The organism is Micromonospora sp. A200 (genome assembly GCF_029893845.1).
Classification (GTDB): Bacteria; Actinomycetota; Actinomycetes; order Mycobacteriales; family Micromonosporaceae; genus Micromonospora; species Micromonospora purpureochromogenes.
In genome coordinates this window covers 116841-132830 of the sequence record NZ_JARXXY010000015.1, presented here as the reverse complement: position 1 = coordinate 132830, position 15990 = coordinate 116841, and the positions used below count along the sequence as shown (strand labels likewise).

Annotated in this window: 16 protein-coding genes; 8 read left to right on the top strand and 8 right to left on the bottom strand. The window is 74.2% G+C overall.

Going from position 1 to position 15990, the window contains the following annotated elements; translation table 11 throughout:
* Nucleotides 1-16: 16 nt before the first annotated feature.
* Nucleotides 17-217, bottom strand: a complete 201-nt coding sequence (locus M2302_RS16735) for a DUF397 domain-containing protein (RefSeq protein WP_280838818.1) — start codon at nucleotides 215-217, stop codon at nucleotides 17-19.
* A 4-nt stretch (nucleotides 218-221) separates the two neighbouring features.
* Nucleotides 222-1067 (bottom strand): helix-turn-helix transcriptional regulator, encoded by an 846-nt coding sequence (locus M2302_RS16730; protein ID WP_154943380.1) that lies wholly within the window; start codon nucleotides 1065-1067, stop codon nucleotides 222-224.
* A gap of 262 nt (nucleotides 1068-1329) precedes the next feature.
* Here M2302_RS16730 and M2302_RS16725 point away from each other — a divergent pair, with 262 nt between their 5' ends.
* Entirely contained in the window at nucleotides 1330-1563 is a 234-nt protein-coding gene (locus tag M2302_RS16725; protein WP_088963539.1) for a hypothetical protein, read from the top strand.
* Nucleotides 1564-1714: 151 nt separating this feature from the next.
* Nucleotides 1715-2815, top strand: coding sequence for a D-alanine--D-alanine ligase family protein (locus M2302_RS16720; protein ID WP_280838817.1), 1101 nt, complete (start codon nucleotides 1715-1717; stop codon nucleotides 2813-2815).
* A 113-nt stretch (nucleotides 2816-2928) separates the two neighbouring features.
* Here the strand turns inward: M2302_RS16720 and M2302_RS16715 are convergent, their stop codons facing one another.
* Nucleotides 2929-3582: a DUF3515 family protein gene (locus tag M2302_RS16715; RefSeq protein WP_280838816.1), complete on the bottom strand. Its 654-nt coding sequence runs from the start codon at nucleotides 3580-3582 to the stop codon at nucleotides 2929-2931.
* A gap of 9 nt (nucleotides 3583-3591) precedes the next feature.
* A complete protein-coding gene (locus M2302_RS16710) occupies nucleotides 3592-3825 on the bottom strand; it encodes an Lrp/AsnC ligand binding domain-containing protein (RefSeq protein ID WP_013284547.1) in 234 nt (77 codons plus the stop codon).
* A 122-nt stretch (nucleotides 3826-3947) separates the two neighbouring features.
* On the opposite strand from M2302_RS16710, the gene M2302_RS16705 reads away from it, so the two are divergent.
* Both M2302_RS16705 and M2302_RS16700 read left to right on the top strand, forming a co-directional pair.
* Nucleotides 3948-4886, top strand: a complete 939-nt coding sequence (locus tag M2302_RS16705) for a thiamine-phosphate kinase (protein ID WP_280838815.1) — start codon at nucleotides 3948-3950, stop codon at nucleotides 4884-4886.
* Between the two features lie 22 nt (nucleotides 4887-4908).
* Nucleotides 4909-5370, top strand: a complete 462-nt coding sequence (locus M2302_RS16700; protein ID WP_280838814.1) for a GNAT family N-acetyltransferase — start codon at nucleotides 4909-4911, stop codon at nucleotides 5368-5370.
* Between the two features lie 21 nt (nucleotides 5371-5391).
* On the opposite strand, the gene M2302_RS16695 is transcribed toward M2302_RS16700, so the two are convergent.
* Both M2302_RS16695 and rpmB read right to left on the bottom strand, forming a co-directional pair.
* Nucleotides 5392-6648 (bottom strand): ATP-grasp domain-containing protein, encoded by a 1257-nt coding sequence (locus tag M2302_RS16695; RefSeq protein ID WP_280838813.1) that lies wholly within the window; start codon nucleotides 6646-6648, stop codon nucleotides 5392-5394.
* A gap of 212 nt (nucleotides 6649-6860) precedes the next feature.
* Nucleotides 6861-7052, bottom strand: a complete 192-nt coding sequence (gene rpmB / locus M2302_RS16690; RefSeq protein WP_088963534.1) for a 50S ribosomal protein L28 — start codon at nucleotides 7050-7052, stop codon at nucleotides 6861-6863.
* A gap of 215 nt (nucleotides 7053-7267) precedes the next feature.
* On the opposite strand from rpmB, the gene M2302_RS16685 reads away from it, so the two are divergent.
* Both M2302_RS16685 and recG read left to right on the top strand, forming a co-directional pair.
* Nucleotides 7268-8893, top strand: coding sequence for a DAK2 domain-containing protein (locus tag M2302_RS16685; RefSeq protein ID WP_280838812.1), 1626 nt, complete (start codon nucleotides 7268-7270; stop codon nucleotides 8891-8893).
* Nucleotides 8890-11091, top strand: coding sequence for an ATP-dependent DNA helicase RecG (gene recG, locus M2302_RS16680; protein ID WP_280838811.1), 2202 nt, complete (start codon nucleotides 8890-8892; stop codon nucleotides 11089-11091). The genes M2302_RS16685 and recG overlap by 4 nt, the downstream gene beginning before the upstream one ends.
* Nucleotides 11092-11964: 873 nt before the next feature.
* Here recG and M2302_RS16675 read toward each other — a convergent pair.
* Both M2302_RS16675 and M2302_RS16670 read right to left on the bottom strand, forming a co-directional pair.
* Entirely contained in the window at nucleotides 11965-12909 is a 945-nt protein-coding gene (locus M2302_RS16675; RefSeq protein WP_280838810.1) for a cell wall anchor protein, read from the bottom strand.
* Between the two features lie 320 nt (nucleotides 12910-13229).
* Nucleotides 13230-14483, bottom strand: coding sequence for a cell wall anchor protein (locus tag M2302_RS16670; protein WP_280838809.1), 1254 nt, complete (start codon nucleotides 14481-14483; stop codon nucleotides 13230-13232).
* Nucleotides 14484-14799: 316 nt separating this feature from the next.
* Between M2302_RS16670 and rsmD the strand changes: the two genes are divergently transcribed.
* Together rsmD and coaD are read left to right on the top strand one after the other, a co-directional pair.
* Complete coding sequence (rsmD, locus tag M2302_RS16665) at nucleotides 14800-15363, top strand: 16S rRNA (guanine(966)-N(2))-methyltransferase RsmD (RefSeq protein ID WP_280838808.1); 564 nt, start codon at nucleotides 14800-14802, stop codon at nucleotides 15361-15363.
* The gene (coaD, locus tag M2302_RS16660; RefSeq protein WP_210777900.1) at nucleotides 15360-15848 is read left to right on the top strand and encodes a pantetheine-phosphate adenylyltransferase; all 489 of its coding nucleotides are present in this window, start codon (nucleotides 15360-15362) and stop codon (nucleotides 15846-15848) included. The genes rsmD and coaD overlap by 4 nt, the downstream gene beginning before the upstream one ends.
* Nucleotides 15849-15990 lie beyond the last annotated feature (142 nt).

The window sequence follows — 15990 nt, the reverse complement described above, 5'->3', positions numbered from 1 at the left end:
TGGGTGGGGCCGGGGGTCAGGGGCGGGGTGGTGCGGTGGCGAAGGCGGCCCAGGCGGCCGGGGGGAAGAGCAGCACCGGGCCGGCCGGGTCCTTCGAGTCGCGGACCGCCACCAGGTCCGGCACGGTCGTCAGCTCCACGCAGGCGCCCTGGTCCCCGCTGTATGTGCTCTTGCGCCAGCTGGCCGTCGCCAGCGCCGCGCTGATCGTCGGTGTCATGGTCCTACCGTCCCTTCAACAGTTGCAGGAGCTGGTCGCGGCTGTCCGTCGGGCTGAGCGCGACGGTCCGCAGGTGTTCCATGATCTTGGTGCAGGTACGCAGGTCGCCCGGCCGGTCGAGGACCATCTGCCCGGCGACCGTCTCCACCGAGGCGATGATCGGGTCCTCGGGGTCGGCGAACTCGAGGATGTGCAGCGAGCCGCGGGTGCCCCGGTGGTAGCCCGCCGCCAGCGGGATGACCTGCACCGTGACGTTGGGTAGCTCGGCCATCTTGAGCAGGTGGTGCAGCTGCCGCTCCATCACCGAGCGGTCACCGACCGGGCGCAGCAGCGCGCCCTCGTCGATGATCGCGTCGAAGATGGGCGGGTCGTCGGCGGTGATCCGCTGCTGCCGGTCCAGCCGTAGCTGCACCCGCTGCTCGACCTGGTCGTCGCCGAGGGTGTGCGGCCCGCCGCGCATCACGCCCCGGATGTAGTCCGCGGTCTGCAACAGGCCGGGCACCACCGAAGGTTCGAAGTTGGCGATGCCGGTCGCCTCCGCCTCCAGGGCGATGAAGTCGATGGTGCGTTTGTCCAGCAGGTGCGAGTACGGCACCCACCAGCCGGGCTTACGGGTGTCCTTGGCCAGTTGCACCGCCGCCGCGATGTCGTCCGACCCGACGCCGTAGAGGCTGAGCAGCGCGCGCACGGTGGCCGGGCTGACCAGCGTCTGGGCGTTCTCGTAGCGGGACAGGGTGCTGCGGGTGCTGTTGATCTCGTCGGCGGCGGCCTCGAGGGTCAGGCCGGCGGCCTCGCGGTGGGTGCGCAGGGCGATGCCCAGCCGGCGGGCCCGGGCGGTCTTCGGAGCCATACGTCGATGGTGACATATGTTCACGGGAACGTGTGCATGAGAGAACGTCGATGAGAGTTGCATTCACGCGTGTCCACCTGTCAATCTGTGATGGCGTCCTCACCAACGGTTGTCGTGGCGACGGCGGTGGTGAGCGACCGGAGGGGATGGGGCGCGTGGCGATCGGGGTTACTCCCCCGTACCCGATCGCCACGTGCCACCCGCGACCGTCCACCGGGAGGACTTCGCCGATGACCGTGACCGGACACCGGGGCGAGCGGCGATGACCCGCTTCCTCGTGGTGCTCACCGACGTCCGCCCGGTGGAGGGCGAGATCCGGGACGAGCGACGGGCCCCCGAGCGGCGCCGCCAGGTGGTCGGTGCGAGCAGCCGGGAGGCCGCCGACCGGATCGCCGGAGCGTTCATGGCGCTGGGCATGGTGCGCGCCGGGCGGCAGCGGGTGAAGGTCATCGCCGTCGGCCGCCGGCACGGCCCCGTCAGCGTCGGAGGCGACTGAGTCGACTACGCACCGTATCGGTACGGGTGACCGTTTGCGAGGGAGGCACGCGTCCTCCTGGGTATCACCATCGGCGCGCCGCCACCCACAGTAAGGTCGACCGGGTGAGCGCCGCTGGCGGCTCCGCAGTCGCGTACCGAGAGGTGACCCAGTGACCACCCCAGGCAAGACCCGCGTGGCGATCGTCTTCGGCGGCCGCAGCCCCGAGCACGGCATCTCCTGCGTGAGCGCCGGCAGTGTGCTCGGCGCGCTGGACCCCGACGAGTTCGAGGTGGTGCCGGTCGGCATCACCCGCCAGGGGCAGTGGGTGCTGGCCAGCGGTGACCCGACCCGGCTCGCCATCAGCGACCGCAAGCTGCCGGAGATCACCGCCGGCTCCGGTGCCGAGGTCGTGCTCCGCGCCGACCCGACCGCGGGTGGCCTGATGGTGCTCGACCCGACCGAGGGGCCCCGGGCGCTCGCCGACGTGGACGTGGTCTTCCCGGTGCTGCACGGCGCGTACGGCGAGGACGGCACCATCCAGGGCATGCTCGAGATGGCCGACATCCCGTACGTCGGGGCGAACGTCTTCGCCTCCGCCGCCGCGATGGACAAGGAGTTCACCAAGAAGCTCTGCGCCGTCGAGGGCATCCCGGTCGGCCCATACGCGGTGCTGCGCAACGGGATGACGCTCAGCGAGCAGGACAAGCAGCGCCTCGGCCTGCCGGTCTTCGTCAAGCCGTCCCGGGCCGGCTCGTCGTTCGGCATCACCAAGGTCGACGACTGGGCGCAGCTCGACGCGGCGGTCGCCACCGCCCGCGAGATCGACACCAAGGTGCTGGTCGAGGGCGCCATCGTCGGCCGGGAGATCGAGTGCGGCGTGCTGGAGGGCGAGGCCGGCGGCGCGCCCGAGGCGTCCGTGCTGGCCGAGGTGCGGGTGGTCTCCGGCCACGACTGGTACGACTTCGAGGCCAAGTACATCGACGACGCCTGCGAGTACGACATCCCCGCCGGGCTGCCGGACGAGGTGACCCGGCAGGTGCGCGAGTACGCCACCCGGGCCTTCACCGCGCTGGACTGCTCCGGCCTGGCCCGGGTCGACTTCTTCGTCACCCCGGAGCTGGACGTCTACCTCAACGAGATCAACACGATGCCGGGCTTCACCCCGACGTCGATGTTCCCCCGGATGTGGGCGGCCTCCGGCCTGGAGTACCCCAAGCTGGTCAACCGCCTCATCCGCACCGCCCTGCACCGCAACGCCGGCCCCCGCTGACCCGCGCACACCCCGCTCAGATCCGCCCACTTTCACGGAAAGAGTGGCCATCCACGCCCGGATGGCCACTCTTTCTCAGAAAGTGCACCCGAGTGGGGGCGTGGGGCGAGGGGTCAGGGGGTGCAGCCGGCGGGGGTGTCGCCGGCGGAGGGAACCGAGGCGACCACGGCGTCGGCGAGCGGGGCGAGCCACTGCAACGGCTGCTCGTACGCGCGGGGGACGGTCACCCGGACGGCGGTCTCCCGGTCGACGGTGGTGAGCACGGTCGCGTCGGCCTCCTCGGCCGCGTACCAGCAGACCTTGTTGATCGTCCAGACGTCGCCGGTGGCCGGGACGGCCGGCTCGGCGCCGCCGCAGGCCACGGTGAGCGCCGGGTCACCGTACGCGGCGTTCTGCTCGGCGCCGGCGGTCACCGGCCGCTGGGCCAGGTCCCGCACCGACGCCGGGAGCTGCGACATCAGCGCCCGGCAGACGGTGGCCGGCCGGGCGGCCAGCGCCGGGGCGGCCATCTCGACCGGGGTGGTGGACTGCGGGCGGGCGGTGGTGGCGGTGGGGCTGGGCGCGGCGGCCGGGGTGTCCGGCGCCAGCTTGGCGAAGGTGAACCCGGCCACGGCCACCGTCACCGGCACCGCGACCAGGGTGGCGACCAGCGCGGCCCGGCGGGTCGACCGGTCCCAGCCCGGCTTGCGGGCGGCGGTCGGCGCGGCCGGCTTGCGGCCGGTGGTCTGCTCGGCCGGCTCGGCGCCGGCGGTCGGGGAGGAAGTCATCTCGTCCACTTACAGGCGCACCACCGAACACGTGAGGGTGCGGGTGATGCCGGGCACCATCTGCACCTTGCTGACGATGAGTTTGCCGAGCTCGTCGACGGTGTTCGCCTCGGTGAGCACCACCACGTCGTACGGCCCGGTGACGGCGTCGACCCGTACCACGCCGGCAAGGTCCGCGATCAGCCCGGCCACGTCACGCGCCCGGCCGACCTCGGTCTGGATGAGGATGTACGCCTGTACCACGACTCGACCTCCGTCCGTCGCCGCCCGTGGGCGGCCCGAAGGGTGAAAGTACCTTACGGAGCAGGCGTGATCCCTATCGGTGGTCGAGGGGAAGCAGTGAGCGAGCGCGGCGAGGGAGTGGCATGAGTGTCGGGGGTCTCGGAGAGTTCGGCCTGATCGACCGGGTGACCGCGCGGCTGACGTACGGATCGGGCTGCCTGCTCGGTCCGGGCGACGACGGCGCGGTGGTGGCCGCCCCGGACGCGCGGGTGGTCGCGTCGACGGACGTGCTGGTCGAGGGGCGGCACTTCCGGCGGGACTGGTCCGGCGCGCGGGACGTCGGCCACCGGGCGGCGGCGGCCAACCTGGCCGACATCGCCGCCATGGGGGCCACCCCCACCGCGCTGCTGGTCGCGCTCTGCATGCCGGCGGACCTGGAGACGGCCTGGGCGGAGGAGCTGGCCGACGGGCTGGCCGCGGAGGCGGCCACGGTGGGGGCGAGCGTGGTGGGCGGGGACATGTCCGCCAGCCCGACCCTGACCATCGCCGTCACCGCCCTCGGCGACCTCGGCGGCCGGGCGCCGGTGGTGCGCTCCGGAGCGCGGCCTGGGGACGTGGTGGCGGTGGCCGGGCGCAGCGGCTGGGCGGCGGCCGGGCTGACCGTGCTCTCCCGCGGGTTCCGCACGCCCCGGCTGCTGGTCGAGGCGTACCGGCGGCCGGAGGTGCCGTACGCCGCCGGCCCGCACGCGGCCCGGCTCGGCGCCACCTCCATGATCGACATCTCGGACGGGCTGCTGGCCGACCTGGGGCACGTGGCGAAGGCCAGCGGGGTCGGCCTCGACGTGCACCGGGACGCCTTCGAGGTGCCCCGGCAGATGCGCGACGCCGCGCAGGCGCTCGGCGTCGACCCGTACTCGTGGATCCTCGGCGGGGGCGACGACCACGCGCTGGCCGCAACCTTCCCGCGCTCGGTGGCCCTGCCCGACGAGTGGCGTCCGGTCGGCCGGGTGGTGGCGGGCGCCGGCGTCACCGTCGACGGTGAGAAGTACGACGGTCGGGGCGGCTGGGACCACTTCCGGTAAGGGGTGGTCGTACCCTTCACCCGTGAGTGAGATCGAGATTCGCGCGCTGGCGTTCGACTCGCCGGTGGCGCGGTCGCTGATCCGCGCGGCCCTGGCCGACCTGGGCCAGCGGTACGGCGGCAGCGGCGACGAGACGCCGGTCGACGCGGCCGAGTTCGTCCCACCGCAGGGCGCCTTCCTGGTCGCGTACCTCGACGGCGAACCGGTCGGCTGCGGCGGCTGGCGCAGCCACGGCGACGACACCGCCGAGCTGAAGCGGATGTACACCGCCCCGACCGCCCGGGGCCGCGGGGTGGCCCGCGCCGTGCTGGCCGCCGTCGAGGAGTCCGCCCGCTACCACGGGTGCAAGCGGATGATCCTGGAGTGCGGCGACAAGCAGCCCGAGGCGATCGGCATGTACACCTCGGCCGGGTACGAGCGGATCCCCAACTTCGGCTTCTACGCCGACGCGCCGGGCTGCCTCTCCTTCGGCCGTACCCTCTGACCCGGCCCGGCGGGGTCGGTCTCAGTCGACGCTGATCTCCACCAGCCCTGCCGCGTGCCGGGCGGCCCGGGTCGCCTCGGCCGGGTCGTCGCCCCAGGCCAGCACCAGACCGCTGCGCCGGGCCGAGGAGTCCACCTCGCCGACGGTGTCGCCGACCGCGACGTCCACCTGCGCGCTGAGCACCCCGGGCGCCCGCAGCGCGGCGCGCGCGCCCGTCACGGCGGTCACCGTGCCGGGCGGGGCGAGCAGGAACTCCACCGCCGCCGCGCCCGCCGGGCGGGCCGGCAGCGCGGGCCGTTCGCCGCGCAGCAGCCGCAGGTACGCGGGGATGAACCCGCACTCGTACGCGACCGAGACCAGCGCGGCGATCATGTCACCGGGCAGTCGGGCGGCGCACTCCACCAGGGTCGGCACCCCGTCGGCGACGATCCACTCGCTGTGCAGCACCCCGGTGCGGAACCCGGCCGCCGCCGCCAGCCGGGTGGCGACCTCGACCAGCTCGGCCCGGGCGGCCGGGGGCAGGGCCGACGGCACGGTGTGACCGGTCTCGACCGGTCGGGGGCCCGGCAGCACCCGCTTGTCGGTGACGTTGGCGAAGCACACCTCGCCGTCGGCGACCAGCAGCTCGACGCTGTGTTCCGGGCCGACGACCAGCTGCTCGACCAGCACCTCGCTGGGCAGGCCCCGGTCGGTGGCCTCGGGCGGCTCCTCCGGCGTGGCGGTCGTCGCCCAGGCCGAGGCGATCGCCGCCGGTTCGATGATCAGCTGCACGCCCAGGCTGCCGGAGCGCCGGGTCGGCTTCAGCACGCACCGGCCGCCGAAGCGCTCCGCGAAGGCCGCCGCCCGCTCGGGCGTGCCGACGAGCTCGTACGCCGGGTTGGGCAGCCCGGCCCCGGCCGCGACCTGCCGCATCCGGTGCTTGTCGGCGAAGACCTCGGCGGCCGCCGGGCCGGCGCCGGGCAGGCCGAGCCGGTCGGCCAGGCGGGCGGCGGCCGGGACGGCGTACTCGATGCCGGGGACCACCAGCCGCGCGGCGGCCAGCCCCGGTTCCCGGGCCAGCAGCGCGTCGACGTCCAGCCCGGTCTGGTACTCGGCGGGTACCACCCGCGAGACGACGGGCAGGTCGGCCGTGAGCCCCGCGACGTCCCGGCGGTGGATGACGTCGGGCTCCTCGACCAGCACCACGGCACCGGGCGGGAGTTGCTCGTCGAGCCAGCGCAGCATGCCGAGCGCCGCGCCGATGAAGATCAGCTCGTCGCGGCCCAGGTCCAGGTCCACCGGTAGGTCCTCCGTACGGCGTCGGTGCGCCGAGGCCGGAGACCGGTCGGTCGGGCGGCGCAGGCAGACCGTAGCCGGGCGCCCGGGGCGGGTCGAGGGAGTCGTCGGGGACCGGTCACCGGTGCGGCGAACGGGCCCCGGACACGACAGCACCGGCGGACCGTCACGGCCCGCCGGTGCTGGCGAATGTTCGAGCTGGAGGCGTTACCGCGTCAGGCGCGGGTGACCTTGCCGGCCTTGATGCACGAGGTGCAGACCTGCATCTTCTTGGTGTTACCGCCACCGGCCGGGGTACGCACCGACTGGATGTTCGGGTTCCAGCGGCGGTTGGTCCGCCGGTGCGAGTGGGACACGTTGTGGCCGAAGCCCGGTCCCTTGCCACAGACGTCGCACACGCTAGCCACGGGATACTCCTGGGATTGATACGTTCATGAGGTCGCCGGCAGGCGCTGCCCGGGCAACCTGGCCAGGTTACCCGATGAACGGGGTGTCCGACCAACCGCCCCGGAGGGACCGGCCGGCTGTGAGCCGGGCCACCGCCACGGCGGGCGCGGGAGACACGCCGGGGCGGGCCGTCCGGCCCGGGCGGGTGTCGGTGCGCGACAGTAGGCTTCTGGCCGTGCTGGACACCCTCGACGCCGCCGCGGTGCGCCGCTGGTGCGCGGGTGGGCTCACCGCGCTGCGGCGCCACCAGGGCGAGATCGACGAGCTCAACGTCTACCCCGTCCCCGACGGCGACACCGGCACCAACATGGTGCTCACCCTCACCTCCGCCCAGCAGGCGCTGGCGATGGACCTCGACACCCTCCCGGGGGACGCGGCCACCGCGCACGGGCACGCGCTGCGGCTGATGGCGCGCGGGGCGTTGCTCGGCGCCCGGGGCAACTCCGGGGTGATCCTGTCGCAGATCCTGCGCGGCCTGGCCGACGCCCTCGCCCCCGTCCCGGCCGTGGCCGGCCGGGAGCTGGCCGTCGCGCTGCGCACCGCCGCCGACGCGGCCTACGCGGCCGTCGCCCGCCCGGTGGAGGGGACACTGCTGACCGTGGTCGCGGCCGCCGCGACCGCCGCCGAGCAGGCCGACAGCGACGACCTGCGCACGGTGGCCCGGGCGGCGGCGGGCGAGGCGGCCCGCGCCCTGGCCCGCACCCCGGAGCAGCTGCCCGAGCTGGCCCGGGCCGGCGTCGTCGACGCCGGCGGCCGGGGGCTCTGCCTGCTGCTCGACGCGCTGGTCGAGGTGGTCACCGGGGAGAGCCCACCCCGGCCGGCGCCGGTGACCCGGGCGGTCCGCCCGCCGCTCACCACCGTCCGCGAGGCCGGCTCCGACGAGTACGCGTACGAGGTGCAGTTCCTGCTCGACGCCGACCACGAGGCGGTGGCCCTGATGCGCGCCGAGCTGGCCGGGCTGGGCGACTCGCTCGTGGTGGTCGGCGACGGCGCCTCACCGGCGGCCTCCACCACCTGGAACGTGCACGTGCACGTCAACGACGTGGGCGCCGCGGTCGAGGCGGGCGTGGTCGCCGGCCGGCCGTACCGGATCTCGGTGACCCGCTTCGCCGACCAGACCGCGCCGGCGCCCCGGCCAGGCCCGTCCGCCGCCGGTCGGGCGGCCGTGGTGGTCGCGGCCGGCGCGGGCATCGCGGAGCTCTTCGCCGGCGAGGGGGCCACGGTCGTGCCGGGCAACCCGTCCACCGGCGAGCTGCTGGACGCGATCCGCGCCACCGACGCGGCCCGCGTGGTGGTGCTCCCCAACGACCCGAACACCCAGGCCGTGGCGAGCGCCGCCGCGAAGGAGGCGCACCGGCTGGGCATCAAGGTCAGCGTGGTGCCGACCCGCTCGCCGGTGCAGGCGCTGGCCGCGCTCGCGGTTCGCGACCCCCGGCGGCGCTTCGAGGACGACGTGATCGCGATGGCCGAGGCCGCCGGCGCCTGCCGGTACGCCGAGGTGTGCCACGCCAGCCGGGAGGCGCTCACCGTGGCCGGCCCCTGCCGCCCCGGTGACGTGCTGGCGCTGGTGGAGGGGGAGGTGCACCTGATCGGCGCCGACCTGGTCGACACCTGCGCCGCCGTGGTCGACCGGATGCTGGGCGGCGGTGGTGAGCTGGTCACCCTGCTCACCGGCGCGGACGCCCCGGACGGTCTCGCCGACGCGGTGCGCGCGCACGTCGGCCGGCGCTGGCCGTTCGTCGAGGTGCAGGCGTACCCGGGCGGCCAGCCGCACTATCCGCTCCTGGTGGGGGTCGAATGACGTCCGAGCCGTCCACGGTGGACACGCCGCTGAAGAAGCTGGTCGGGGAGAAGACGGCCAAGGCCCTGGCCAGCCACCTCGACCTGCACACCGCCGGCGACCTGGTCTACCACTTCCCCCGCCGGTACGACGAGCGCGGCGAGCACACCGACATCCGCTCCCTCGACGTGGGCGAGCAGGTCACCGTGCTGGCCCAGGTGCAGCGCACGGCGGTGCGGCCGATGCGCCAGCGCCGGGGCAACCTGCTGGAGGTCACCGTCGGCGACGACTCCGGCGGCGTGCTCACCCTGACCTTCTTCGGCAACCAGGCGTGGCGGGAGCGGGAGTTGCGCCCCGGGCGCTGGGGGCTCTTCGCCGGCAAGGTCACCGAGTTCCGGGGCAAGCGGCAGCTCAACGGCCCGGAATACCAGCTCCTCGGGGACTCGACCGACGGCGAGGCGGCGGCGAGCGAGGAGATCGAGGAGTTCGCCGGCGCGCTGATCCCGGTCTACCCGGCCGCCGCGGCCGTACCGACCTGGGTGATCGCCCGCTGCGTCCGGGTGGTGCTGGACACCTTCACCCCGCCGGAGGACCCGCTGCCGGCGACCGTGCGGGCCGGGCGCAACCTGGTCGGCATCGGCGCCGCCCTGCGGGAGATCCACCGCCCCTCCAGCAAGGAGGAGCTGTACCGGGCACGCCGCCGGCTCAAGTGGGACGAGGCGTTCGCCGTCCAGCTCACCCTGGTGCAGCGCAAGCACCGGGCGGCGTCCTGGCCGGCCCGGCCCCGCCCGCCGAAGCCCGGCGGGCTGCTCGACGCGTTCGACGCCCGGCTGCCGTACGAGCTGACCCCCGGGCAGCGCGACGTCGGTGTCGAGATCGCCGCCGACCTGGCCACCCCGCACCCCATGCACCGGCTGTTGCAGGGCGAGGTGGGTTCCGGCAAGACGGTGGTGGCGCTGCGGGCCATGCTCCAGGTGGTCGACGCCGGGGGGCAGGCGGCGCTGCTCGCCCCGACCGAGGTGCTCGCCGCGCAGCATCACCGGGGCATGCTGGATCTGCTCGGCCCGCTGGCGACGGCCGGTGAGCTGGGCGCGGCCGACGACGCCACCCGGGTGGAGCTGGTCACCGGTTCGCTCGGGGCGGCGGCCCGGCGGCGGGCGCTGACCGAGGTCGCCGAGGGGCGGGCCGGCATCGTGCTCGGCACCCACGCCCTGCTCTACGAGGGGGTGGACTTCGCCGACCTGGGCCTGGTGGTCGTCGACGAGCAGCACCGGTTCGGCGTCGAGCAGCGCGACGCGCTGCGGTCCAAGGCCGACCAGCCGCCGCACGTGCTGGTGATGACCGCGACCCCGATCCCGCGCACGGTGGCGATGACGGTCTACGGCGACCTGGAGACCTCCACCCTGTCCCAGCTGCCGCAGGGCCGCTCGCCGATCGCCTCGCACGTGGTGCCGGCGGCGGAGAAGCCGGCCTTCCTGGACCGGGCCTGGCGCCGGCTGCGCGAGGAGGTTGCCGCCGGCCACCAGGCGTACGTGGTGTGCCCCCGGATTGGCGAGGGGCCGCAGAGTGAGGAGGAGCCGCCCCGGGAGGACGACAACGGGCGGCGGCCCCCGCTGGCCGTGACCGAGGTCGCCCCGCTGCTCGCCGAGGGGCCGCTGCACGGGCTGCGGATCGGTGTCCTGCACGGCAAGCTGCCCGCCGACGAGAAGGACGCGGTGATGCGCTCCTTCGCCGACGGCAAACTGGACGTGCTCGTCGCCACCACCGTGGTGGAGGTCGGCGTCAACGTGCCGAACGCCACCGTGATGATCGTGCTGGACGCCGACCGGTTCGGTGTCTCCCAGCTGCACCAGCTGCGCGGCCGGGTGGGTCGGGGCAGCGCCCCCGGGCTCTGCCTGCTGGTGACCGAGGCGGCCGAGGGATCCTCGGCCCGGGAACGCCTGGACGCGGTGGCCTCCACCACGGACGGTTTCAAGCTGGCCGAACTGGACCTGGAACAGCGCCGGGAGGGCGACGTGCTCGGCGCCACCCAGTCGGGTCGCCGCTCGCACCTGCGGCTGCTGTCGCTGCTGCGCGACACCGACCTCATCCGCGACGCCCGCGCCGAGGCGATCGCCCTGGTCGAGGACGACCCGGAGCTGGACCGGCACCCGGCGCTGGCCGCGTCGGTCGCCGCGCTGGTGGACGAGGAACGCGCCGAGTACCTGGAAAAGGGCTGACCCCCGGGGCGTAGCGCGTCCCGCACGGCTGCGTCCCGCACGGCTGCGTGCCGCGCGGCTGCGTCCCGCGCGGCTGCGCGCCGCCCCGGCGGGGTGTGGGCCTGGGCGTTGCCGAACCATCGGGCTGTGGGTCCGTCCCGCCGTGCGAGGCCACGTCGCCCCCTGCGCGTCCTTTCGAGCTGATGACGTAGACGATTCACGGCGGCCTGCCTCGCCCCCGCCGCGCGCCCCTTGGCGGCCAGCTTCGACCACCCCGGCCGCGCCTCGGGTTTCTGGTGGACCGCCGGGGTGAGCCGCACCCCGGGCGTCCTTCTCTGGACGCGTGCTTCTAGACGCGTGCGGATCTTGGGGGGTGTGCGGGGGAGGCCGACGCCCGCGCCCCTCGTCACCCCGCGTGAGTCCACGCCGCTCCGCCCGGCGTGCATCGTCACGGAAAGCGTGGCTATGCCGCGCGCCGCTTGGCCACTCGTTCCCACGCCGGGCCGCCGGCATCGCCCCGCACTTGCCGCACTGAATCGTTCACGTCATCAGCTCCAAAGGACGCGAAGGGTATGACAGCCCCGCACGGGTGAGGCAGGCCGGACCGGGCGCCCATCGCGCGCCGCCCGCCCGCCTGCGCCGCCCGCCCGCCTGCGCCGCCCGCCCGCCTGCGCCGCCCGCCCGCCTGCGCCGCCCGCCCGCCTGCGCCGCCCGCCCGCCTGCGCCGCCTGCGCCCGCCCGCGCCCGCCCGCGCCGCCCGCGCCGGCCCGCGTGGGCATCCGTTGAGCTGAGCCGACCCGGGCGCTGTCGCGGATCCAACGCGGGCGGACGGGAACGGCGCGAGGGCGCGCCGACCGGTCGGTCGACGCGCCCTCGGCTTCAGGCAGGTGGTGCTCAGGCGGTGAAGCGCACCCGGCGGCGGCGGGCCACCACGAACAGGATCGCGCCCGCGGCCAGCAGCAGGACGGCGCCGGCGGCGATGCCACCGGTGGCGGCGCCGGTGACCGGCAGGCCACCACCCTCACCCTCGTCGCACTTCTTCGGCTGGGTGTACTCGATGGTCTCGGAGCCCTCGACCACGTCGTAGGAGACGGTGACCTTCAGGCCCTGGTACGCGTCGAAGGTGACCGAGCTGGTCTTGCCCGGGGTCGACTCGAGCTTCTTGGTGACGCCCTTCTCGGTGGTGAACGTGGCGGTGAAGGGGATGCCCTTCGCCGGGTTCTCCACGATGAAGGTCATCTCGTCGCAGGTCTCCTCGAGCCGGAACACCGGCTCCTCCGGCTCACTCGGCGTGCTCGACGGCGTCGCGGTCGGGCTGGTGGTCGACGGCGACGGGGTGACCTCGGGGGACTTGGTCGGCTCCGGGGACTTGGTCGGCTCCGGCGTGGTCGGCGCGCTCGGCGACGGCGACTCGGTTGCGGCGCAGTCGCCGGCCGGCTGCGCGGAGACGGTGCGCTCCTCGGTGATGATCCGGTCGCCCCGCTCCCAGCGGGCCTCGACGGTCAGCTTGAGCTCCGGCAGCGCGCCGGTGAAGGTGTGCGCCTGGGTGCCGGTCAGCGGGCCGTCACCCTTCTTGGGCAGCACCGCGTTCAGCGCCAGCGCGCCGGTGAAGCTACCCGGCACGGTCGAGTCGAGCTTGGTGATGGTGCCCTCGAGGTCGGTCTCGCTGTTGCCGACGGTCCAGCTGACGACGATCTTGCCGTCGGGCGCGGCGCAGTAGGTGCCCGAGGGCTCGGGGTGGTGGGCCATCGCGGGTCCGGCGACCGTGGCGACGCCGGCGAGACCGATCAGCGTGCCAGCGGCGATCGCCGCGACGCGCCGGAACTTCAGGCGGTTCACGTGTACTCCTGACGGGGGGAAATTCGCGGGGTGTGCGGCCGGGGAGGCGGGAGCCGGCGGGACCGAGCGGTCGTGCGGGACCGAGCGGTTGTGGCTCAGCGCGACCTCCCCGGGGTCGCGGCGCGTCCGCGCGAGCGCGAGCGCGCCGGGTGACTGTACCGACGGGTAGTGGGCCCTCCCGCCGCCGAGGGCGGTTGTTGCCGTTTCGAGATCATCGATGGACCGAGCGTGACCGGACGACTGCGCCATCCACGGTGGACGGCGGTACGCGAAGGGCGCGCCGACCGGTCGGTCGGCGCGCCCCACGGGGCCACAGTGGATCAGGCGGTGAAGCGGATCCGTCGGCGTCGGGCCACGACGAAGAGCACCGCGCCGGCCGCCAGCAGGGCGAGCGCGCCCGCGGCGATGCCGCCGGCCGCCGCGCCGGTCACCGGCAGGCCCTCACCGGACGTACCGCCGCCCGCGCCGCCCTCGGCGCAGTCCTTCGGCTGCTTCCAGGCCAGCGGCCCGCCGGAGTCCAGGTCGCCGGTCACCGTGACAGTGAGGCCCTTGCTGGCAGTGAAGCTGACCGAGCCGGTACGGCCCGGCTCGACGGTCAGCGTCTTCGCCTCGCCCTTGCTCGGGGTGAAGGTCGAGGTGACGGTCGCGCCGTCCTCCGGGTTGCTGATCCGGAAGGTCATCTCGTCGCAGGTCGACTCGTAGTCGGCGTCCGGCGCGCCGACCTCGGGCTGCTGGCAGTCCTCGGGCTTCTGCCAGCCGCCGGTGAAGTCCTTCATGCCCGCGGCGGTCACCGTGATCTCCTGCGCCTGCCCGGGGTTGAGCCTCTGGGTCTCGATCTTCCGCATGGGCACAGTGACGGTCTCGGTGAAGCCGCCGCTGCCGGTGATGGTGAAGGTCGCCGCGGCGTTGCCGGTCCGGTTGACCAGGGTCAGCTCGACGCTGCCCTCGCAGTCGGACTCGGCGATCACCTCGGGTGCCGCCGAGCAGCTGCCCGAGCCGCCGTTGTACCAGCCCTTCGGGCCGGTGGACCGGGCGCCGATGCCGGCGGAGCTGCCGACCTTGCGGTCGCCGTACCGGTCGCTGGTGTCGGTGAGCGGGTCGATGATCGTGCTGCCGAAGAGGAAGTCGACCTGGGTGTGGCAGTTCGGCACCTCGACCCGGAAGTCCAGGGTGGCCACACCCACCTCGCTGTCGGCCACGCCGACGAACTTCTTGATCGACTTGTCGAGCACGTACTGCGGCACCTTGAACGTGGCCGACGGCGTCACGTACGACACCAGGGCCAGTTCCTGCTGTTCGCCCGCGCAGAGCGGGCCGTTGGTGAGGGTGATCGAGGCTTCGCCCTTCGGACCGTCGAAGGTGTGCGTGTACTTCGCGTCGTCGGCCTTGACGCAGTTCGGCGCCGGCTGCGTCGGCGTGCTCGGCGAGGCCGTCACGGTCGGGGAGGCCGACGGCGAGGGCGACGTGTTGGTGGCGCTCGCCGGCGCCGTGCAGGCGAAGGCCGTGGCGAGGCCGGCCAGCGCGGCGGCGGCCACGGCGAGCGGTCGCCGGAGCGACGGCTGGGGACGGATCACGCGTACTCCCGGGGTGAAGATGCGTCAGGGTGCGGCGTGGGGTGGCGGTGGCTCTGGTCCCGGTCGCGTTGCGGCACGTCCCGTGACGGCGCGCTCCCCGGCGCCGCGCGGCCGGCGGAGCGTCGCCGGCACCCGGCCGACCCTAAAGGGATCGCCGTCGGCGTTACAGCGCTCAGGAGGGGCTAAGGATCATGTTATGAATCTGAGATCATTGATATACCGGCAGTGATCATGGAGGCACCCGTCCGGGACGCACGGTGTCGGCCGGGCCGGCCCGGCCGTCGCGTAGCGTCATCGCCATGAGCAGGGGTAGACCGTGACCCGGATCGTCGCCGGCACGCTCGGCGGCCGGCGGATCGCCGCGCCGCCCGGCGCCGGCACCCGACCCACCTCCGACCGGGTCCGCGAGGCGTTGTTCAGCGCGGTGCAGACCGAGATCGATCTGGCCGGCGCCCGCTTCGCCGACCTGTACGCCGGCTCCGGCGCGGTCGGACTGGAGGCGCTCTCCCGGGGCGCCGAGCACGTGCTGCTGGTCGAGTCCGACCCGCGCGCCGCGCGCGTGATCAGGGAGAACGTCGCCGCGCTCCGGGCCGCCCCGGCCGCCCGGCTGGTCACCGGCAAGGTGGCCGGCGTGCTCGCGGCCGGGCCGGGCGGCGAGCCGTACGACGTGGTCTTCGCCGACCCGCCCTACGCGGTGCCCGACGCCGAGATCACCGCCATGCTGGCCGCCCTGGTGGAACACGACTGGCTGGCCCCCGGAGCCCTGGTGGTGGTGGAGCGCTCCAGCCGCACCGGCCCGGTCGAGTGGGTGGAGGGCGTCACCGCGGAGCGCAGTCGCCGTTACGGCGAGACGACCCTTTGGTACGGTCGCCGATCATGAGACGTGCGGTGTGTCCCGGCTCGTTCGACCCGGTCACCAACGGACACCTCGACATCATCGGACGGGCCAGCCGGCTCTTCGACGAGGTGATCGTCGGCGTGCTGGTGAACCAGGCGAAGAGTGGCCTGTTCACCGTCGAGGAGCGGATCGACATGCTCCGCGAGGTGACCTCCTCGTACGAGAACGTCCGGGTCGAGTCCTTCCGTGGCCTGCTGGTCGACTTCTGTCGGGCGCAGGAGGCCAGCGTGCTGATCAAGGGCCTGCGGGCGGTCAGCGACTTCGACTACGAGTTGCAGATGGCGCAGATGAACATCGGCCTCGCCGGGGTCGAGACGCTGTTCATGCCGACCAACCCGCTCTACTCCTTCCTCTCCTCCAGCCTGGTCAAGGACGTGGCGAAGTGGGGTGGCGACATCTCCGCGCACGTGCCGGACGTGGTGCGCCACGAGCTGGTCGCCCGGCTCGGCCCGGAGCACCGGGGCTGACACCCCGCCACGCACCGCCGCCCGCCGGAACCGACGGGCGGCGCGTCGCGACGCGCCGCGCCGGGGTGGATCGGGCGGGGCTCGCCCGCGCAGGACATCATGTGTGGAGCGGGAACCCGGCCGTAACCCGCATCATGTAGGT

Excerpts from the sequence above, each read along its gene's own strand:
- M2302_RS16735 (WP_280838818.1), bottom strand. The coding sequence starts at position 217 with ATGACACCGACGATCAGCGCGGCGCTGGCGACGGCCAGCTGGCGCAAG.
- M2302_RS16705 (WP_280838815.1), top strand. The coding sequence starts at position 3,948 with ATGAGTGTCGGGGGTCTCGGAGAGTTCGGCCTGATCGACCGGGTGACC.
- M2302_RS16725 (WP_088963539.1), top strand. The coding sequence starts at position 1,330 with ATGACCCGCTTCCTCGTGGTGCTCACCGACGTCCGCCCGGTGGAGGGC.
- M2302_RS16730 (WP_154943380.1), bottom strand. The coding sequence starts at position 1,067 with ATGGCTCCGAAGACCGCCCGGGCCCGCCGGCTGGGCATCGCCCTGCGC.
- M2302_RS16715 (WP_280838816.1), bottom strand. The coding sequence starts at position 3,582 with ATGACTTCCTCCCCGACCGCCGGCGCCGAGCCGGCCGAGCAGACCACC.
- coaD (WP_210777900.1), top strand. The coding sequence starts at position 15,360 with ATGAGACGTGCGGTGTGTCCCGGCTCGTTCGACCCGGTCACCAACGGA.
- recG (WP_280838811.1), top strand. The coding sequence starts at position 8,890 with ATGACGTCCGAGCCGTCCACGGTGGACACGCCGCTGAAGAAGCTGGTC.